Annotated in this window: 15 protein-coding genes and 1 tRNA gene; 6 read left to right on the plus strand and 10 right to left on the minus strand. The window is 57.3% G+C overall.

The window, feature by feature from the left end; all coding sequences use genetic code 11:
* On the minus strand, window positions 1–939 hold the full coding sequence (locus tag KCG46_RS04705) for a tetratricopeptide repeat protein (RefSeq protein WP_218404144.1): 939 nt from the start codon (window positions 937–939) through the stop codon (window positions 1–3).
* 236 nt (window positions 940–1,175) lie between these two features.
* Here KCG46_RS04705 and KCG46_RS04710 point away from each other — a divergent pair.
* Together KCG46_RS04710 and KCG46_RS04715 are read left to right on the plus strand one after the other, a co-directional pair.
* A tRNA-Gly gene (locus tag KCG46_RS04710) sits at window positions 1,176–1,250 on the plus strand.
* A 203-nt stretch (window positions 1,251–1,453) separates the two neighbouring features.
* Window positions 1,454–3,640, plus strand: coding sequence for a TonB-dependent receptor (locus KCG46_RS04715; protein WP_218404145.1), 2,187 nt, complete (start codon window positions 1,454–1,456; stop codon window positions 3,638–3,640).
* Between the two features lie 79 nt (window positions 3,641–3,719).
* Here the strand turns inward: KCG46_RS04715 and KCG46_RS04720 are convergent, their stop codons facing one another.
* The 4 genes from KCG46_RS04720 to KCG46_RS04735 form a co-directional block, all read right to left on the minus strand.
* The gene (locus KCG46_RS04720) at window positions 3,720–4,907 is read right to left on the minus strand and encodes a saccharopine dehydrogenase family protein (RefSeq protein ID WP_218404146.1); all 1,188 of its coding nucleotides are present in this window, start codon (window positions 4,905–4,907) and stop codon (window positions 3,720–3,722) included.
* Between the two features lie 341 nt (window positions 4,908–5,248).
* Window positions 5,249–6,091, minus strand: a complete 843-nt coding sequence (locus KCG46_RS04725) for a hypothetical protein (RefSeq protein WP_218404147.1) — start codon at window positions 6,089–6,091, stop codon at window positions 5,249–5,251.
* 131 nt (window positions 6,092–6,222) lie between these two features.
* The gene (gene dcd / locus KCG46_RS04730; RefSeq protein WP_218404148.1) at window positions 6,223–6,777 is read right to left on the minus strand and encodes a dCTP deaminase; all 555 of its coding nucleotides are present in this window, start codon (window positions 6,775–6,777) and stop codon (window positions 6,223–6,225) included.
* A gap of 66 nt (window positions 6,778–6,843) precedes the next feature.
* Window positions 6,844–7,176, minus strand: coding sequence for a winged helix-turn-helix transcriptional regulator (locus tag KCG46_RS04735; protein ID WP_218404149.1), 333 nt, complete (start codon window positions 7,174–7,176; stop codon window positions 6,844–6,846).
* Between the two features lie 80 nt (window positions 7,177–7,256).
* Here KCG46_RS04735 and KCG46_RS04740 point away from each other — a divergent pair, with 80 nt between their 5' ends.
* The gene (locus KCG46_RS04740; protein ID WP_218404150.1) at window positions 7,257–7,712 is read left to right on the plus strand and encodes a PaaI family thioesterase; all 456 of its coding nucleotides are present in this window, start codon (window positions 7,257–7,259) and stop codon (window positions 7,710–7,712) included.
* Window positions 7,713–7,723: 11 nt separating this feature from the next.
* On the opposite strand, the gene KCG46_RS04745 is transcribed toward KCG46_RS04740, so the two are convergent.
* The gene (locus tag KCG46_RS04745) at window positions 7,724–8,251 is read right to left on the minus strand and encodes a hypothetical protein (protein ID WP_218404151.1); all 528 of its coding nucleotides are present in this window, start codon (window positions 8,249–8,251) and stop codon (window positions 7,724–7,726) included.
* A gap of 46 nt (window positions 8,252–8,297) precedes the next feature.
* On the minus strand, window positions 8,298–11,441 hold the full coding sequence (putA, locus tag KCG46_RS04750; RefSeq protein ID WP_369410166.1) for a bifunctional proline dehydrogenase/L-glutamate gamma-semialdehyde dehydrogenase PutA: 3,144 nt from the start codon (window positions 11,439–11,441) through the stop codon (window positions 8,298–8,300).
* Window positions 11,442–11,621: 180 nt separating this feature from the next.
* Between putA and KCG46_RS04755 the strand changes: the two genes are divergently transcribed.
* Window positions 11,622–11,915 carry a YciI family protein gene (locus KCG46_RS04755; protein ID WP_218404153.1) on the plus strand — a complete coding sequence of 98 codons (294 nt, stop codon included), beginning with the start codon at window positions 11,622–11,624 and terminating at the stop codon, window positions 11,913–11,915.
* A 26-nt stretch (window positions 11,916–11,941) separates the two neighbouring features.
* On the opposite strand, the gene mtnP is transcribed toward KCG46_RS04755, so the two are convergent.
* Together mtnP and KCG46_RS04765 are read right to left on the minus strand one after the other, a co-directional pair.
* On the minus strand, window positions 11,942–12,808 hold the full coding sequence (gene mtnP / locus KCG46_RS04760; RefSeq protein ID WP_218404154.1) for an S-methyl-5'-thioadenosine phosphorylase: 867 nt from the start codon (window positions 12,806–12,808) through the stop codon (window positions 11,942–11,944).
* A 41-nt stretch (window positions 12,809–12,849) separates the two neighbouring features.
* Window positions 12,850–13,554: a glutathione S-transferase family protein gene (locus KCG46_RS04765; RefSeq protein WP_218404155.1), complete on the minus strand. Its 705-nt coding sequence runs from the start codon at window positions 13,552–13,554 to the stop codon at window positions 12,850–12,852.
* Between the two features lie 174 nt (window positions 13,555–13,728).
* On the opposite strand from KCG46_RS04765, the gene KCG46_RS04770 reads away from it, so the two are divergent.
* Both KCG46_RS04770 and KCG46_RS04775 read left to right on the plus strand, forming a co-directional pair.
* Window positions 13,729–15,156, plus strand: a complete 1,428-nt coding sequence (locus KCG46_RS04770) for an aldehyde dehydrogenase family protein (RefSeq protein ID WP_218404156.1) — start codon at window positions 13,729–13,731, stop codon at window positions 15,154–15,156.
* Window positions 15,157–15,218: 62 nt separating this feature from the next.
* Window positions 15,219–15,950, plus strand: a complete 732-nt coding sequence (locus KCG46_RS04775) for a M48 family metalloprotease (RefSeq protein WP_218404157.1) — start codon at window positions 15,219–15,221, stop codon at window positions 15,948–15,950.
* An 83-nt stretch (window positions 15,951–16,033) separates the two neighbouring features.
* Here the strand turns inward: KCG46_RS04775 and KCG46_RS04780 are convergent, their stop codons facing one another.
* The gene (locus tag KCG46_RS04780) at window positions 16,034–17,374 is read right to left on the minus strand and encodes an alpha/beta hydrolase family protein (RefSeq protein ID WP_218404158.1); all 1,341 of its coding nucleotides are present in this window, start codon (window positions 17,372–17,374) and stop codon (window positions 16,034–16,036) included.
* Between the last annotated feature and the right edge of the window lie 63 nt (window positions 17,375–17,437).

The following is a 17,437-nucleotide window of genomic DNA, read 5'->3' on the forward strand; positions in this document are numbered from 1 at the left end:
TTACCCGAACAAAATCTTAGATAGGCGGCGCCGGGTCGCAACGACCCACTCGTCTTGCAAACCGACGGCATCAAAAATCTGTAGCAGCTTTGCTTTGGCCGCGCCTTCATTCCACTCTCGGTCTTCTGCCACCATGCCGAGCAGCATGTCCGCGGCGGCATCGCGCTCGCCGACGGCAAAAGTGGCTTCGGCATATGCGAGTTTCGCACCCATACCTGCGCCATCGGCTTCGGCGGCGCTTTTCAGCCCTGCGAGTTCGCTGTCGTCTACCTGAGTGCCCGCAAGTTCCAGCGCGCTGTTCGCGGCCAAAATCGCAGGCTCGTCCTTGATCTTTTCGTAGACAGGGCTCGACTTGATCGCCTCCATCATCTTCTCGGCCTCATCGGCCTGACCCATCGCGATCTGCGCGCGGATCATGCCAGCGATCGCACCGGGGTTTTCATTGTCGAACTGGATGACTTGAGCAAACACGCCAAAGGCTTTTTCGGTGTCACCGGCAGCAAGTGCTTCCTCGCCCACCTTGATGTGCTGGGCCACTTCTTCCGGTGAAGGGCCTTGCGGCGCAGTATCACCGTCCGCGCCAGCCTGGATCGGTAGCTGCGACAACAACTGGTCGAGCACTTGCTTCAACTGCGATTCGCTGCGCGCGCTGGTTAAGTCGGCAACTGGCTGCCCCTGGAACATTGCATAGACGGTCGGGATCGATTGAACCTGAAACTGGCTCGCGATGAATTTCTCTTCATCGACATCCAGCTTCGCAAGAATTACGCCTTTGTCGGCATATTCCGCAGCAACTTTTTCAAGCATCGGGGCAAGTGCCTTGCACGGCCCGCACCATTCCGCCCAGAAATCGAGGATTACCAGCTTAGTCTGCGATGGCTCGACAACGCTTTTTTGAAAGCGCTCGACGGCTTTTTGTTCTTCGATGTTAAGACCCATGCTGGCCAAGGGAAATGCTCCTGAAATTCGTTTCGTATTGGTTCACTTCTCATGTGGGGCCTCGCAGCCGGATTTGAAGCGCATATTTCTCCTGTGCGAACTGCTGGAGGGGTATGCGAGCCGGATCAAGGCAAATTTGCGCGATTTAACGCTTGCAGGCAGGCCGAGGCGCTGTTAATTGCCCGCCTCCTCAGCAGATAGGGTGGTGTTCCATCGGATCTGTTTGACGCCAGTGAGCGGGCGTAGCTCAGGGGTAGAGCACAACCTTGCCAAGGTTGGGGTCGGGCGTTCGAATCGCCTCGCCCGCTCCATTATTTCTCAGGTCGATCTTCCGTTTTCGTATCAGCAGATGCTGGTCCGATTGCGGATGTGCGCCCAGCTCGTCTCACTTTTTGGCCTGTTGTCGGTAGAATTGTGCGTTTCGTCGAACTCGGCAAAAAGAGGGTTGCGATCTGCAATGATGTCGTTAGGTGGATGTTACGTTATCACATTCTAATGCCGGGAGCTCTCTCCGATGAAACTTATCGCATCTCGCATTGCACTGACGGCGGCACTCGCTGTCACTGCATCTCCCTTGCTCGCTGAGAACGAAGCTGGCCCCCAAGACGGACAGTCTGTCGAAGGCGGCGCGGCTGAAGAGGCGCCAGAAGATGATCTTCACAATCGCCGCGTCGATTATCAGGGTAATATCGTTGTCAGCGCAGCGGGCCTTGAACAGCTCGATATTCTTGCGGGCACTAGCGTTTTCGAAGCTGAACAGATCCAGCGGAACTTGAATGGTCAAATTGGCGAAGTTCTCGCCAAACTCCCCGGTGTATCGGCAACCAGCTTTGCTCCAGGCTCCTCGCGTCCGGTTCTACGCGGTTTTCAGGGCGAGCGAGTACGTGTTTTGGTCGATGGTATCGGCACGGCTGATGTTTCGAACACATCCGTTGATCACGCGACCTCGATTGACCCGCTTACCGCAGAGCGGATCGAAGTTCTGCGCGGGCCAGCGGTGCTGCTCTACGGTTCGCAAGCCATTGGCGGCGCGGTCAATGTCATCGACAAGCGTATCCCGACACGGATGCCTGATGAAGGTGTCCATTTCGATGCGTTGATTGCTGGCGATACCGCGAGCGATCTTCGCACCGGTGGCGCATCGATCGATGTTCCGATTGGAGAGAACTTCGTACTCCATGTGGATGGCAGCTGGCGCGAAACCGATGACCTGGAAATTTCCGGTTCTCAGGTTGCGCCCGAACTTCGCGCCGAACTGCTTGAAGAAGCTGCCGAAGAAGAAGCCGAAGGCGAGTTTGAGGAAGCAGAGGAATTTCGTGAAGCTGCCAATCAGGAAGGCTTCATCCCCAATTCGGCCAGCGAAACTTACACAATCAATGGCGGCTTTGGCGTGATCCTTGGCGACAGCACGTTTGGCGCATCGGTCGGGTATTACGATACGAATTACGGTGTTCCGACACGCCCTGGCTCCGGCCATCACCACGGTGAAGAGGGTGAGGAAGGTGAAGAAGAGGGCGAAGAGGAAGGCGAGGAGCTCGTCACCATCGCGCTTGAGCAGGTTCGCGCCGATTTCAAAGCTGACATTGCGCTGGGCGATGGTTTCTTCTCCCGTTTGAAACTGCGCGCGGGCTATTCCGATTACACCCACACCGAATTTGAAGGCGCAGAAGTGGGCACAACCTTCGACAGCGAAAGCATCGAAACGCGCCTTGAACTGACGCAGAGCGAAACCGGTCCTTCGCGCGGCGGCATTGGCATCCAATATCGCCACCGCGATTTCTTCGCCGAAGGCGCCGAAGCGTATGTTCCGCCTAACATCACCGATCAATTCGCCGTGTTTGGCCTGCAGGAATTCGGCAAGGGTCCGTTCCAGCTTGAATTGGCGGCCCGTTACGAAGCGACATCGGTTGATGCGACCACGCTGGGTATCGAACGCGACTTTGACACATTCTCCGGTGCTGCTGGCTTTATCTACGAAGCCGACGAAGCATTCCGTGCGGGTATTAACCTGTCCCGCGCCGAACGCGCACCGAGCGCGGAAGAACTGTTTTCCGACGGTCCGCATATCGCCACGCAGGCTTTCGAGATCGGCGATGTCAATCTTTCGACTGAAAGCGCATGGGGCGTCGAAGCTTTCGCTCGTGGAACCGTGGGCGGTGTCACATTCAGCGCGGCAGTCTTTAACCAGTGGTTTGACGACTACATCTACCTCACCGAAACCGGTCTTGAGGAAGATGATCTTCCGGTGTTCGTGTACCTTCAGCAGGACGCCAATTATTTCGGCGTTGAAGGCGAGGTTTCCTTTCCTGTGTTCGACACCGGTAATTTCGGCCTGATCGCCGATTTCAACGGTTCATATATCAATGCCGAGCTCGGCGACGGCACCAATGTCCCGCGCATCCCGCCGCTCAGCTTCCTTGCTGGCCTTGAAGCGCAGACCAGTGCATTCGACGTGCGCGGCGAAGTGCAATGGTTCGCCGAGCAGGATCAGGTTGCCGCATTCGAAACGCCGACATCGGATTTTGCGCTGGTCAATTTCCTCGTCGCTTGGCGCCCGCTTGCGAACAATGAAAACGTGTTCGTCCAGCTTTCGGCTGACAACGTCTTTGACGTGACGGGCCGCCGCCATGCAAGCTTTACCAAGGACTTTGTCCCTCTGGCTGGCCGTAACATTCGTGCGAGTGTCCGGCTTAGCTTCTGATCACAGAGTAGGAAAACGAAAGGGGCGAGCGCTGGCATAACCGGCGCTCGCCCCTTTCCATTTGGGCTTTCGCCGCCGCCTAATTTTCAGCGGTAAAGGTCAGCTCGGCATGCTCTTCGAGCCGTTTGACCAATGCTTCGCCCAGGAACGAACCTGGTGTGCCGATCCCGCCCGGTGCGTCGCTTTGCGTTAGCGCAATACCGGTTTCCGACAGCATCCGGCTCGTGGAGCCATAACCCGGATCGTATTTGCCTTTGACGCTGTAATGCAGGCTTTCACCGTCCGGCATATCGGCGACGAACAGGATGTCGTAAAAGCCGTTCTCGCGCTCTTCCTTGCTCGGGCCTTCACCTGGCTTTGGCGGTTTCGCACCGAACGGGTTCTTCATCATTTCTGTCGCGGCTTCGGCCATTTTCTTGCCCGCATCGCCGGGGCTGGTCAGCATCATCTCGTCATACTTGAAGTCTTCGCCGTATGGGTGGCCCAGAAGGAAGTTCGTGCGGTGCACGTTCTTTGTGTTGATCGGGGCCATCACAAACGGGGCGGCCCATTTGTCGAGATCCTTCTCGTATGACGGGATCATTCCCGAAGGCTGGCTTGGCCCTTCAAAACCCGGTGTCAGGGCAAACGGGCTGCGCATGACGTTGATCAGTTTCGGGTTCTTCGCCATCGCCTTCATCGTCGCGCCCAAGCTGGCTGCGGTGCCGCCGGAGAATGTGCCCGCCATCGCGCGCACGCGGCCACGGATTGACGGAGCAGGCTTGCCCCAGCGTTTCGTCGCCTCTTTCTGAGCCATCAACACGCCGAGATCGAACGGGATCGAATCGAACCCGCTGGAGAAACAGATGCGCGCGCCAGATTTCTTGGCGTCGGCTTCGTGCTGTTCAATCTTTTCGGCCATCCACGCGGGCTCACCGGAAAGATCGGCATAATCGGTGCCGGTCTTCACGCAGGCCGCGACGAGGTTGTCTCCGTAAAGCTGATACGGGCCAACGGTCGTCAGCACGACTTTGGTGCGGTGGCACATCGCCTCAAGGCTGGCCATGTCATCGGCATCGGCAACCACCAGCGGCGTATCGGCAGGCGCGCCGATTTCATCGCGCACAGCCTCCAGCTTGTCCTGAGACCGGCCCGCCATGGCCCATTTCGGCCCGTCATCACGGCCGGAATAATGCTTATCGAGATATTCCGCGACGAGGCGTCCGGTGTAACCGGTCGAACCGTAAATGATGATATCAAATTCTGTCTTTGCCTTGGGGGTAGCCATTCAAACTGTCTCCTTTGTCCCGGCAGCAATGCGCGTGAGGGATATAAGAGTCAAAGTCGCGGGAGGACTGCTTTGTTCCTGTGTAGGACACACATGACAGATCGGGGCAGGTGTCATGCGTGTCATACAAGGGTATCCTGTTTAATCGCAGTGGCTTGCTGATGTTGGACATGGGTGACACTTGTCCAACTTTCGACGCCCTGATGAATTCGGCCAACGTAACGGGCGCAGCCAACCTAGCGAGGCGTGAGCGAGTAGGAAAATGGGGATGACCGATTGTGTGGGGAGGGAGCAGGCACGCGCCGTAAAACCTTCAGGGGAAAACGATCATGGCGACGTGCTCATCGCTCTCGTTGAATATCAGCAGATTTTGATACGCCACCGCGGCTAATTCCGGCCTTCACAACCTTTGACCGGCTGGACTGCAGTGTCTCTAGTATATCCTGTCCCCAATTCGCATAATCTTCCAAGGCTTCAGTGAAGCCTTTCATTGTATATACCAAAACACTATTACTAATTTTGCCATAGTGAGGAGATATATAGTTCTGTTGGTATACTAGGGAGTGGACCTGTTTCGTCTGTAAGTGGGGACTTCCTGTCTCGAAGTAGCATTCGAAAAGGTCACCATCGACGACAACGATCGGGAGGAAGAAGCATATATCGCGCGACCCATCTGACCACCGCTCATCACACTCTTCGGTGTAGTGGATAGCAGCCTTCACCGCCGATAAAATGCCACTCCGTATTTGCTGCGTTTTTCCGTCCTTGAATGCTGCATATGAGCGGGCAAGCCGATCTGGAGAACTCAGTGGTTTTTCTCGTTCAATATCTTTGTAGCCTAAGGCGGCACTATCGACGTTGTGGCTCCACCTAAACATGGACCACCCCTTGCCGCCCTCATGACTTCTTGCCTTACTCGAGAAAAAGACGAATGGGTCCTGGGTTTTTTTAACTTCTATACAGAAATTAATTAAGCAATGGACCTCAGGTTTCTCTGAGATGTCATTATCGATACGGTAAGCATATAAGTCTAGTTCGCGACCGACGCCTTCATCTTTATCGATGTAATATACGCTTTGATCGACACCCCACCCTGCGGCAGACAGCATTGAAGCGACTTTAAGTTCGGATGCAAAGCCGCTCCTTTCTGCTAGGTCAATGATCTTTTCGGCAGGGACGGGCATTTGCGTTTCCGATCTTTTTGATGCGATCTGTTAGTCGATCATGACATCGTTGGTTGCCGGACAAAACGCTTCCAAGACAGCTTAATCGAACGTCCGCTATTGGGTCGTAGCGGACCTTCGGCGCTTACCCTCTACAACCGAGGCAACGTCACTCCGCGCTGGCCCATATATTTGCCGGCGCGGTCTTTGTAGCTTGTTTCGCAGCGTTCGTTCCCTTTCAGGAACAGAAACTGGCAAGCGCCTTCATTGGCGTAGATTTTGGCGGGCAGCGGGGTAGTGTTGGAAAATTCCAGCGTCACATGGCCTTCCCAACCCGGCTCAAGCGGGGTGACATTCACGATAATGCCGCAGCGCGCATAGGTGCTTTTGCCAAGGCAAATTACCAGCACGTCTTCAGGCACGCGGAAATATTCGACTGTGCGGGCGAGTGCGAAGGAGTTGGGCGGGATGATGCAGACATCGGTTTCGCGGTCGACAAGGCTGTTTGCGTCGAATTTCTTCGGATCGACCGTGGCCGAGTTCACATTGGTGAAAATCTTGAATTCCGGCGCGACGCGCGCGTCATACCCGTAAGAGCTGAGCCCGTAAGAGATCACACCATCGCGGCGCTGCGCTTCCTCGAACGGCTCGATCATGCCATTGGTTTGCGCCTGCTCACGAATCCATTTGTCTGAAAGAATAGCCATGGATCAGTGATTCCCGATGGGCGCGGGCGGAGCAAGCGTGGGCGCAGTTTTATCTGGGGAGCGTGTCTATTGTTCGGGCTTCGCGCCTTCAAACAGCCATTTATCACCCCATTCGCGCATCGCGCCCATGACGGGGGCAAGCTCGCGTCCGGCGTCTGTCAGTTTGTATTCGGCGCGGCGTCCTTCGGGAGGGTCGCGTTCCAGAATTCCATGCTCGACCAGAGCGGTAAGGCGCGATGTCAGCGCCGCACGATTGATGCCGGTGTTGGGCAGAAATTCCTCAAACCGCGTCGCCCCCAAAAATGCCTCGCGCAGGATCAGAATAACCCAGCGGTCGCCGAGAATACGCGATGCCCGGCCAACGGGGCAGGGCGAGGTGGAAAGCTTGAGCTGGTTCATAGGTCTGCATTTTAGACTTGACCGGAGCAAGTGCAAGCGCGACTGATTTAAGTCTTATTTCCAGACTTAAGGATTCGATCATGTCCAGACCCGGTTTTGAAAACGAACAGCAAGTGCTCGATTATATGAAAAGGATCGCGGTCGGCCGATCCGGGTTCAGTAGCTTTCTCCAATTAGAGCCGGTTCGCTGCTGGGAGGGGGAGGCCGAGATCGAGATGGAAGTGCGGCCTGAAATGACCCAGCATCATGGCTTTGCCCACGGCGCGATTGTTGGATTGATGGCTGACAATGCCTGCGCATGGGCAGCGAGTTCCGCCGTCGGCGATGTGGTCACGGGCAATTACACAATCAACTTTCTTGCCCCTGCCAAGGGCGCAAAACTTCGTTCAAAAGGCAGCGTTGTGAAAGCAGGGAAGCGGCAGGTCGTGGTCCGCGCGGATGTGTGGTCAGAGGACGAAGGCAGCGATCCGGTGCTTGTCGCGGTGGCTCAGGCGACCATCGTCCCGACAGGGATTGCGACCTCGAAAGCGAGCTGAATGTCTGGCGCTTAAAGCTGCTTCGCACCCAATTGCGGATTGAGCGAAGTGACGTGGTTCAGCCACTTTTTCGGGCGGCGCAGCATGTCTTCGGGATATTCGACCTTTAGGCCCAAAATCTTCGCCATTGTGCCGACAAAGTGGATGCAATTGCGCGTGTCGAGGCTGTAATATTTGCCCGGCGCGTTTTGCCATTTGTCCTTCTCGGCGATGATCCGGTAATATTGCTCATCCGTGATCGTCATTGTGAAATGGCGGTTGGTCTTCTTGATAAACTTCGGCTTTTCGGCGAGCACCATATGCTCGACCGGCCCGCGCAGCACCGCCGTGGTCGCCTTGCGTGCGGAAAAGCCGTAATTCTCATTCACAGCTTTGCCGGTCGATTCCAGCGTCCCTTCAAGCACAAAGAATGTGTGCGGGTACCGCCCGAACAAAACCGATCCGTTCACGCTGTGAAAATGGATCTGCACATCGGCGAGCGCAGGACCGCTCCAGACGAGCGCGAGCAGGGCGAAAAGGTGAATCAGAAACTTGGGCATGAAGCGCTTTTATCGCGCAACCCCGCGTGCCCGCAAGTAAACCTTTTTAACTCGCCAGCAGAGTGGCGTTTCCGCCTGCCGCCGTAGTGTCGATACAGGTCACGCGTTCGGTTGCGAAACGGGCGAGATAGTTGGGCCCGCCCGCTTTCGGACCGGTGCCGGACAACCCTTCGCCGCCGAAGGGTTGGCTTTCCACGATGGCACCGATCTGGTTGCGGTTGACGTAGAAATTGCCGACTTTCGCGCGGGCCTGAACATAGCGGCGCGTGGCTGCGATGCGGCTGTGCAGGCCGAGGGTGAGGCCGTATCCGGTGGCGTTGATATCTGCGACAACCTGCCCGAGGTCTTCGGATTTGAACCGCGCGACATGCAGAACGGGACCGAAGTTTTCACGGTTGAGATCGAGGATTGAATCCACTTCGATAATCGTTGGAGCGACGTAGCATCCTTTGTCGGTGCCCTCCGGCATGAAGCAGCGCGCTACGTTGCGTTCAGAAGCGATGCTGCGGGCGACGTGGCGTTCGAGAGCGGCCTGCGCATCGGGATCGATTACAGGGCCGACATCGGTGGCAAGGTCAGCCGGGTCGCCGACATGCAAGGCTTCAAATCCGCCGCGGATCATCGCCAGCATGTCGTCCGCCACATCGTCTTGCAGATAGAGAACGCGCAGTGCCGAGCAGCGCTGGCCCGCCGATTGGAATGCGCTCGCCAGCACATCGCGCACGACCTGCTCAGGCAAAGCGCTGGAATCGACGATCATTGCATTTTGGCCGCCAGTTTCGGCGATCAATGTCGCAATCGGTCCATCGCGTCCGGCGAGCGATTGGTTGATCAGCCGCGCGGTCTCGGTCGATCCGGTAAAAGCCACACCGGCGACGCGTGGATCGGATGTGATGAGCTGACCTACTTCGCCTGCACCGGGGAGCAATTGTAGAACCTCTGGCGGGATCCCGGCGTGGTGCATCAGTTTGACGGCAAGCGCGGCAGTGAGCGGGGTTTGCTCGGCCGGCTTGGTTATCACGGCATTGCCTGCTGCGAGCGCAGCCGATGCCATGCCGATGAAGATCGCGAGCGGGAAATTCCACGGGCTGATCGTGGCGAAGACACCGCGCCCATGCATGCGGAGGGTGTTTTCCTCACCCGTCGGGCCGGGCAGATAGAGCGGCTCGTCAAACTGGCGGCGCGCCTCGGCAGCGTAATAGCGCAGGAAATCGACCGCTTCGCGCAGTTCGGCCACGCCGTCTAGCAATGTCTTTCCCGCCTCGCGTTGACACAGCGACAGGAACTCGTCGGTGTGCGCTTCAAACTGGTTGGCGGCTTCTTCGAGCAGGAGCGCGCGTCGATCTCCGCCTAACGCGTCCCAGCCCGGCTGGATCGCTTCGGCGCGGGCGTAGGCGGCGTCCACTTCCTCTGCGGTCGCATCGCGGCGGGTGCCGACTTCGACTGTAAGATCATGCGGCATTGTGATCGGAGCAATCTCGCCGGGTTCTTCGGCGGGGAAAGTCGGTTCAGCGCGCCATTGAATGCTCTCAAGGCGCTTCAAGCGCTCCTGAAGCGGCCCAAGAACCAGCGGATCTGACAAATCGACACCGGCGCTGTTCACCCGCTCCCCCAGAATATCGCGCGGCAGCGGGATTGCGGTGTTGCGGCGCGGGGACATCGCAGCGAGCTCTTCCACTGGATCGCCGACCAATTCGCTGGCCGGAATATCGGCATCGCCCATCCGGTTTACAAAGCTGGTGTTGGCCCCGTTTTCAAGCAAGCGGCGCACGAGATAAGCGAGCAATTCCTTGTGCCCGCCAACCGGCGCGTAAATGCGAACAGGCGTGCGATCATTGCCCTCGATCTTGCCCAGAGCATCGAACACTTCTTCGCCCATGCCGTGGAGGCGTTGGAATTCAAATGCGCGTCCGGCGCTCATCTCTTTAACGGCAGCCACGGTGTAAGCGTTGTGGGTCGCAAAGGCGGGACGGATCACGTCGTCATGTTCGAACAGGCGCGACGCGCAGGCGAGGTAGGATACGTCGGTCGCCAGCTTGCGCGTGAAGACCGGATAGTCGGTGTATCCGCCCACTTGGCTGACTTTGATCTCGCTGTCCCAATATGCCCCTTTCACAAGCCGGACGAACAGTTTGCGGCCATGCCGCCGAGCCAGCTTCGCGGTCCAATCGCACAGCGGCAGACCGCGCTTCTGATAGGCCTGGATAGCAAGACCAAACCCGTCCCAACGCGATCCGTCTTCGCGGGTAAACAGCTCATCATCGCTAACCAGCGTCTCGATAATGTCCATCGACACTTCGAGCCGTTCGGCTTCCTCAGCATCAAGAGTGAAATGGATGTCCGCATCGCGCGCTTTCATCGCGAGGCGTTTGACGATTGGCACAATATCCAGCCGCGCTTCTTTGGCGTGCAAGTATCCGTATTTCGGATGCAGCGCCGACAATTTGACTGAGATACCCGGCGAGGGGCCAACCCCACCTTTTGCTTCGGATGCCAGACGATCAATCGCGCCCTCGTAGGACGCGGCATAACGCGCGGCATCGGCGAATGTCATCGCCGCTTCGCCCAGCATATCGAACGAATGGGTGAGGCCCTTGGCCCGTTCCGGCTTGGCGCGTTTCAATGCCTCTCCGATTGTGCGTCCATAAACAAATTGCCCACCCAAAATGCGCATCGCCTGCAAAGTGGCCTTGCGGATCACCGGCTCGCCCAGACGGTTCATCGTGCCTTTCAGCACGCGGCCCATGCCTTTCTGGTGCTCTTCGGGGCGCTCCAGCACTTCGCCAGTCAGCATCAGGGAGAACGTCGCCGCGTTCACAAATGTCGATGAGCTTTCGCCCAGATGATCGCCCCATTCGATCTCGCCGATCTTGTCACGGATCAGCGCGTCGGCGGTTTCTTCGTCCGGCACCCTAAGCAGCGCCTCGGCAAGGCACATCAGCGCGATGCCTTCTTCCGTGTCGAGGCCGTATTGCTGCAGGAATGCATCCACGCCGCTCGCCTTTTGCGCGCGGGCGCCTTCGATCAGATCAATCGCCAGATCGGCCGCAGCCGCGCTCACTTTGCGAGCGGGCGCAGCCTGTTCGATGCGATGCGCGATGCACGCTTCCTCTTCGGCGCGGTATGCGCGGCGCAATTCTGCGCGGTCGAGGAAATGGGCGGTGTTGTCTGGCAAAGCGTTCGTGGTCACGTCGTGATGTTCTCTTTTCCCTGTAGCATCTCCGCCGCTGCCCATGATGTCTGGGCGGCGCGACTCGGACTTCTGCGCCCGATTTGCACCCGCAAAGCCGCGACATCAAGCAAAGTCGAATGCAGCTGGCCGTATGTCTTGCTGCTTGATCGGGCGCGGCGGGCTGGGTACGATCACCGAATGGCCAAATTCTGCTTCTACTGCCGCGATGGTGAAAACTCTGAGACGCTGCGCGCGGTGCATCTTGAGGCCCAGCGGGAATGGATGGCCAAGCATGACGAGAACTATCTCGCCGCCGGGCCGCTCACGAACAAGAATGGCGATTTTGTCGGTTCGCTGCTGATCATCGAAGCCGAAGACGAGGCAGCAGCGCGTGCCACCGTGAATGATGATCCCTATCTGGTCGGCGGCGTGTGGCAATCGATCCGCGTCGACAAGTTCGAGCCAATCAAAGGGCGCTGGAAAGAGGAATAGGTTCCGCTTTCAGCGATCGCTTGGGGTTAGCCCAACAAGCGCCCCGCCACAGCATCCAGTTTCGCTAGCATTGCAGGTTCGTGTTCATCCGGTGCGGTGATGACGGCATCATCCAGCGCGGTATCGATGGGTGAAGCGGCGCGTTTCTTCGGCAGATTTTCAATGAACTTCACAATTGTATCGCGTGCAAGCTCGCCATTGGACTGCATCTGCGCGACGACCTGCGCGACATCGACCTGTTCGCCTTCACGCCAGCAATCATAGTCCGTTGCCATCCCGACCAATGCGTATGGCAGCTCCGCCTCGCGGGCGAGCTTTGCCTCCGGCATGGCTGTCATGCCAATCACATCTGCGCCCCATTGGCGGTACATCAGGCTTTCTGCGCGGGTTGAAAATTGCGGCCCTTCCATTGCGAGGTAAGTCGCGCCGACGGCGACTTTGCCTTTGCAGGCCGCGATGGCTTTTCCAGCCATTTCAGACAGGCGCGGGCAGACAGGGTCGGCCATGGAGACGTGGGTGACAAAGCCGGTGCCGAAGAATGTGCTTTCGCGGCTTACGGTGCGGTCGATGAATTGCTCGACCACGACAAAGCGGCCCGGCTCGATCTGTTCGCGTAGTGATCCGATGGCAGAAATTGCGAGAATATCCGTGCAGCCTGCGCGTTTCAGCGCGTCGATATTGGCACGGCTGTTCAGCTCGCCTGGCGAGACGGGATGCCCGCGGCCATGGCGCGGCAGAAACCGCACTTTTACATCGCCAATGCGCCCGCACAGCACTTCGTCCGACGGTTCGCCCCAAGGGGTTTCAATCGCGATCCACTGCTCGTCTTCAAGGCCCTCTATATCATAGAGGCCCGAACCGCCGATGATCCCGATGCACCATTCGCTCGCCATTTTTGCGCGTCCCGCTTCTGCTTGGTTTGACGAGTGGAGCCTTAGGTCAGGTCAAACAGGTCGGGCAAGGTTTTACGAATGAAGCCGTTAGCTTTTGCGAAAGGTCCTGCGATTGATGGCCGCGCAGAAACGCGGTCATAATGAGCAGCCAGCGCCGGATAATTATCCAGCGGCATGTTGGCGACCAATGCGATCTGCATGAGCGTTGCCGTTACCGATATATCGGCAATCGACAAAGTGTCGCCGGCGTAGAAATCGCTCTCTCCAAGCGCATCGTTTAGGAAGCTGAGAATTGCAGGCATTTCACCTGACCAAGTCGCTTTCGCTTTGTCGAGATCGGGTTCTTTGCCTTGCATTGCGTTGAAGAAAATGGGTCTGAAAATGCCGAGGCCGCCAGTCGCTGCCAGATGTGTGTCGGCATATTCTTCGATGAAAAGCGCGCGGCCATAGGCAAACGGTTCGGCGGGGTAGAGCGCCGGGGCAGGGTACTTTTTCTCGATATATCCGCAGATTGCCGAACTGTCCGCAATGGTGCCTGTCACGCCTTCTGCGGCGATGGATCGATCGCGCAGGACAGGTATGCGTTTCAGCGGTGAAATGTCGCGGAACCATTGCGGCGGATTGAAGACGTCAACCGCTTCGATTTCAAATGGAACGTCTTTTTCGATGCAGAGCGCGGCGGCCTTGCGCACGAATGGCGACACGGGGCTGCCGTACATGACCAGATCGGGGGCAGTATCACTCATCTCAGTCTCCTCTTTCCAGTTTGCATAAAGCGCCCGTTGCAAAGCGCAACTGATTGGCGCTACGCTCCACCGCACGACGGATGCCGGACACGGCATTCGTGATTGATTTTTGCGCGCGAAGGTCCACCTTTTAATGCAAGAGAGATTTCAAAGAGATTCGAGAGAGGAACAATCATGGTCACGCAATATAAGAACCTCATCAACGGCGAGATGGTCGACAACGGCCAATGGCTAGATGTCGTAAATCCCGCGACCGAGGAAGTCATTGGTCAGGTGCCGTCGGCTGGCGCTGGTGAGTTGGACAACGCTGTTGCCGCGGCGCGCGCCGCTTTCAAGACATGGAAGAAAGCCACGTTTGAAGAGCGTCAGGCCGTTTGCATGGCGATCTCCGGCGTGATCAAGGAAAACGCCGACGAGCTGTTCCGCCTGCTGACGTCCGAGCAGGGCAAACCGCATGCACAAGCCAAAGGCGAGATTTTCGGCGCTGCTGGTCTGGCCGCTGCGCAATCGACGCTGCAACTTGAAGAAGAGATCATTCAGGACGACGACACCCGTCTGCACCGCCACCGCCGCGTGCCAGTGGGCGTGGTTGGCGGCATTGTGCCGTGGAATTTCCCGATCATGATGGCGATCCAGAAAATTGTCCCTGCTTTGATGGCGGGTTGCACCATTGTGCTGAAACCATCGCCGTTCACACCGCTTACGACTTTGCGCATTGCCGAGCTGATTGCGGACAAGGTTCCAGCGGGCACCGTCAACATCATCACCGGTGAAGATGTGCTCGGCCCGATGATCACATCGCATGCCGATATCGACAAGATCACTTTCACCGGATCGACCGCGACGGGTAAGAAAATCATGGAAGGCGCCAGCGCCGATCTCAAACGGATCACGCTGGAACTGGGCGGCAACGATGCCTCCATCGTGATGCCCGATGCCGATCCCAAGAAGGTTGCCGAGCAATTGTTCTGGGCGAGTTTCCAAAACGCTGGCCAAGTCTGCATCGCGGCCAAGCGTGTCTACATCCACGAAGACATCTATGACGAGCTATCTCAAGCGATCGCCGATTTTGCCAAAACCGTGGTTGTTGGTGACGGCAGCGAGCAGGGCACAGGTGTCGGCCCGATCCAGAACAAGAAACAATATGACCGCGTTCTTGAACTGATCGAAGACGCCAAGGACAACGGTTACAAATTCCTGACCGGCGGCGACAAAGACCCGTCTGGCACAGGCTATTTCGTGCCGCTGACTATTCTCGACAATCCGCCTGAAGACGCGCGGATCGTGGCCGAGGAACAGTTTGGTCCGGTTATGCCGCTGATGAAATTTTCGACGGAAGAAGAAGTCATCGCACGCGCCAACGCGTCCGAATATGGTCTGGCGGGTGCCGTGTGGACCGCTGATACTGAAAAAGGTCAGGAGATCGCAGAGCAGCTGGAAACCGGCACAGTCTGGATCAACGAATTTATGCACCTTTCGCCGTTTGCCCCGTTTGGCGGCCACAAACAGTCAGGCTTCGGCGCGGAGTACGGCAAAGAAGGCTTAAAAGAATTTACCTATCCGCAGGTAATTACTGTTAAGAAGGACAATGTAGTAGCTTGATCTAGCAATCTTTTTCGGGGGATTTTATTATGTTGAAGAACTTACGAAACGCATCTGCAGCAATGGCGGGCGTAGCCGCTGTGTTGGCAGTTGCCGCCGTTCCGGCACATTCGCAAAGCCTTGGCGGCATTCTTGGTTCGGCCAAAAAGGTGGCCGAAGCAGCAAGTGTTTCGGATGAGGAAATCGTCGCATATTTCGGGCAAATGTCCGAGAAAATGGACGCGGATAATCCGGTCGCGACGCTCGACGATCCTTATGGCGCACGTCTGGCTGCTCTTACCAAGGGTCTAGACAGCTATGACGGGCTTAATCTCGACATCAAAGCCTACCTTGTGAAAGACGTGAACGCGTTCGCCATGGGCGATGGCACCGTACGGATCATGGCTGGCCTTATGGACGAGTTTAACGATGATGAAGTGCGCTGCGTGATTGGCCACGAAATCGGTCATGTTAAACTTGAGCACGGTCAGAAACGCTTGAAGCGGGCTCTTCAACAAGATGCCGCACTGAGCGTTGCCGGCACCGCGAGCAATGATGTGAAGCGGATTGCGAATTCTGAACTGGGCGGTCTGATTCAGGACGTTATGTACGCCCAGCATTCGCAAAAGGCGGAGCGTAGCTCTGATGATTATGCACTCGAGTTCATGGCCGCCAATGGCTACGATCAGGAAGGGTGCGCGACTGCGATGGACAAGCTTGCCGCGAAAAGCGCCAGTGTGGGCGGCATTGAGCTGCTTAAAACCCATCCAAGTCCAGCGAAACGCGCCAAGCGTATGCGTAAGAAAATGAAATAAGCGGCGCGCCAAAAGGCGGGCCAGCAATAAAAGAAAGAGGCCCTGCGGAGACGATCCGCGGGGCCTCTTTTTGTATGTCGTCGCTATTTGCCCGCCGGTTTTTGCAGCATGTCGAGCCCGACAGCCCAGCGACGTTGAAACCCGCGCCAGTGGCCCGTCTCGCTGTCGCCCGCCAGTTTGCCGTTGAGCTGCTCTCCAGTGGAGGTTTCCCACGTGCTGTCATTGGCGTTTGGTACCGGCACATTGAGATAGGCTGCCTTGTCCGCGTCGCCCTTCAAATGCAGATCGAGAAACGCAGCGACGAAATGCTGATTGATCCCGTTGATCCGGTCCTGCCGCCACACAGGTTCTTTCAAAAATTCCATCGCGCGGAACGGTGCGCCTTCTGGCAAGTCAAAGTCATTGCCGACAATGTTGTGCCGCGCCTCTCGGAAGACGAGCATATGCGCGTCCGCTCCGCTGAGTGAATTGAAAATCCAGCTGATGCCGTCTTCGTAATTGGAAACGTCATCCTGATTGCCCGCTACGATTAAGACGGGCGCGGTGATTTTGCCGAGCGTCTCCTCGCTCCACACGCGGTTGTCTGACTGGCCGCCCCATGGTGCAAATGCGACAACAGCGTCGATACCCGAATCTTCGGATGCTGCTGCGCGAACAGGGTCGAGAGCTTCGGCCGGGACGGCGCCAAATGTGCCGCTTTCATAATCATAATCGCCGCCGGCTGTTGCCAGCGCTCCGTAACCGCCCATCGAATATCCGATCACGGCGACCTGTTCGGGATCAACGGCACCGAAAATGCCGCCATCCTCGCTGCCGCCTCGCTCCAGTATCTGCGCTAGCACTTGCCGCTGATCGAGCGAACGGCTGGCCAGCACCTGCGCGAAGGAATGCAGGAAGTCCGTCAATCCCTCCAGTTTCATGTCGGCGTGATCAATCGAGGCGACGACATATCCGCGCGAAGCGATGTGCTCGGCCAGATCGCTGAACTGCGTGCTCCAACCGTTGAAGCCGTGGCTCATGATAACGAGCGGGTATTGTGTACCGTCCGCCAGCGCGGGCGCGCCTTCAAATGCGCGGCCCTCATAGTCCAGCGTCACAGGTTCCATGTCAGGCGGCGCCATTGTGTGGCTGTAGTTGACAGGGTCCTGCCCGTTGGGCGTAGCCGGGTAATACATCCGCACTTTCAGAGCGCGTTCTGTCGGCTCAACTCCGCCTGTGACCATTGCCGATTTCGAAAATGTCACGCGGTCCGGCAGCGCCATCGTGATTTCCTGCGTGCCTACAGTGAAATCACCATAGCGGCCCAGTTCGGGCATTTCGCCCGGTGCGCCCTCGTGTACCGTGGGCGCGGCGATAATGGCAGCGCTGCCTGCTCCTACCCCAATCAGGGCAACAGCTGCGAGGGCGATGTGACGTTTCTTCATTGCGACCTATTCCGTTTGTGGCATGTTTGCGCGGCACTCATCGCAGCGAATGGGGAATAGGGG

It is taken from the genome of Erythrobacter crassostreae (assembly GCF_019204045.1).
Taxonomy (GTDB): domain Bacteria; phylum Pseudomonadota; class Alphaproteobacteria; order Sphingomonadales; family Sphingomonadaceae; genus Erythrobacter; species Erythrobacter crassostreae.

Bases quoted from the DNA above. Each gene is read 5' to 3' on its own strand.
- KCG46_RS04705 (WP_218404144.1), bottom strand. From the start codon at position 939: ATGGGTCTTAACATCGAAGAACAAAAAGCCGTCGAGCGCTTTCAAAAA.
- KCG46_RS04715 (WP_218404145.1), top strand. From the start codon at position 1,454: ATGAAACTTATCGCATCTCGCATTGCACTGACGGCGGCACTCGCTGTC.
- KCG46_RS04720 (WP_218404146.1), bottom strand. From the start codon at position 4,907: ATGGCTACCCCCAAGGCAAAGACAGAATTTGATATCATCATTTACGGT.
- KCG46_RS04725 (WP_218404147.1), bottom strand. From the start codon at position 6,091: ATGCCCGTCCCTGCCGAAAAGATCATTGACCTAGCAGAAAGGAGCGGC.
- dcd (WP_218404148.1), bottom strand. From the start codon at position 6,777: ATGGCTATTCTTTCAGACAAATGGATTCGTGAGCAGGCGCAAACCAAT.
- KCG46_RS04735 (WP_218404149.1), bottom strand. From the start codon at position 7,176: ATGAACCAGCTCAAGCTTTCCACCTCGCCCTGCCCCGTTGGCCGGGCA.
- KCG46_RS04740 (WP_218404150.1), top strand. From the start codon at position 7,257: ATGTCCAGACCCGGTTTTGAAAACGAACAGCAAGTGCTCGATTATATG.
- KCG46_RS04745 (WP_218404151.1), bottom strand. From the start codon at position 8,251: ATGCCCAAGTTTCTGATTCACCTTTTCGCCCTGCTCGCGCTCGTCTGG.
- KCG46_RS04755 (WP_218404153.1), top strand. From the start codon at position 11,622: ATGGCCAAATTCTGCTTCTACTGCCGCGATGGTGAAAACTCTGAGACG.
- mtnP (WP_218404154.1), bottom strand. From the start codon at position 12,808: ATGGCGAGCGAATGGTGCATCGGGATCATCGGCGGTTCGGGCCTCTAT.
- KCG46_RS04765 (WP_218404155.1), bottom strand. From the start codon at position 13,554: ATGAGTGATACTGCCCCCGATCTGGTCATGTACGGCAGCCCCGTGTCG.
- KCG46_RS04770 (WP_218404156.1), top strand. From the start codon at position 13,729: ATGGTCACGCAATATAAGAACCTCATCAACGGCGAGATGGTCGACAAC.
- KCG46_RS04775 (WP_218404157.1), top strand. From the start codon at position 15,219: ATGGCGGGCGTAGCCGCTGTGTTGGCAGTTGCCGCCGTTCCGGCACAT.
- KCG46_RS04780 (WP_218404158.1), bottom strand. From the start codon at position 17,374: ATGAAGAAACGTCACATCGCCCTCGCAGCTGTTGCCCTGATTGGGGTA.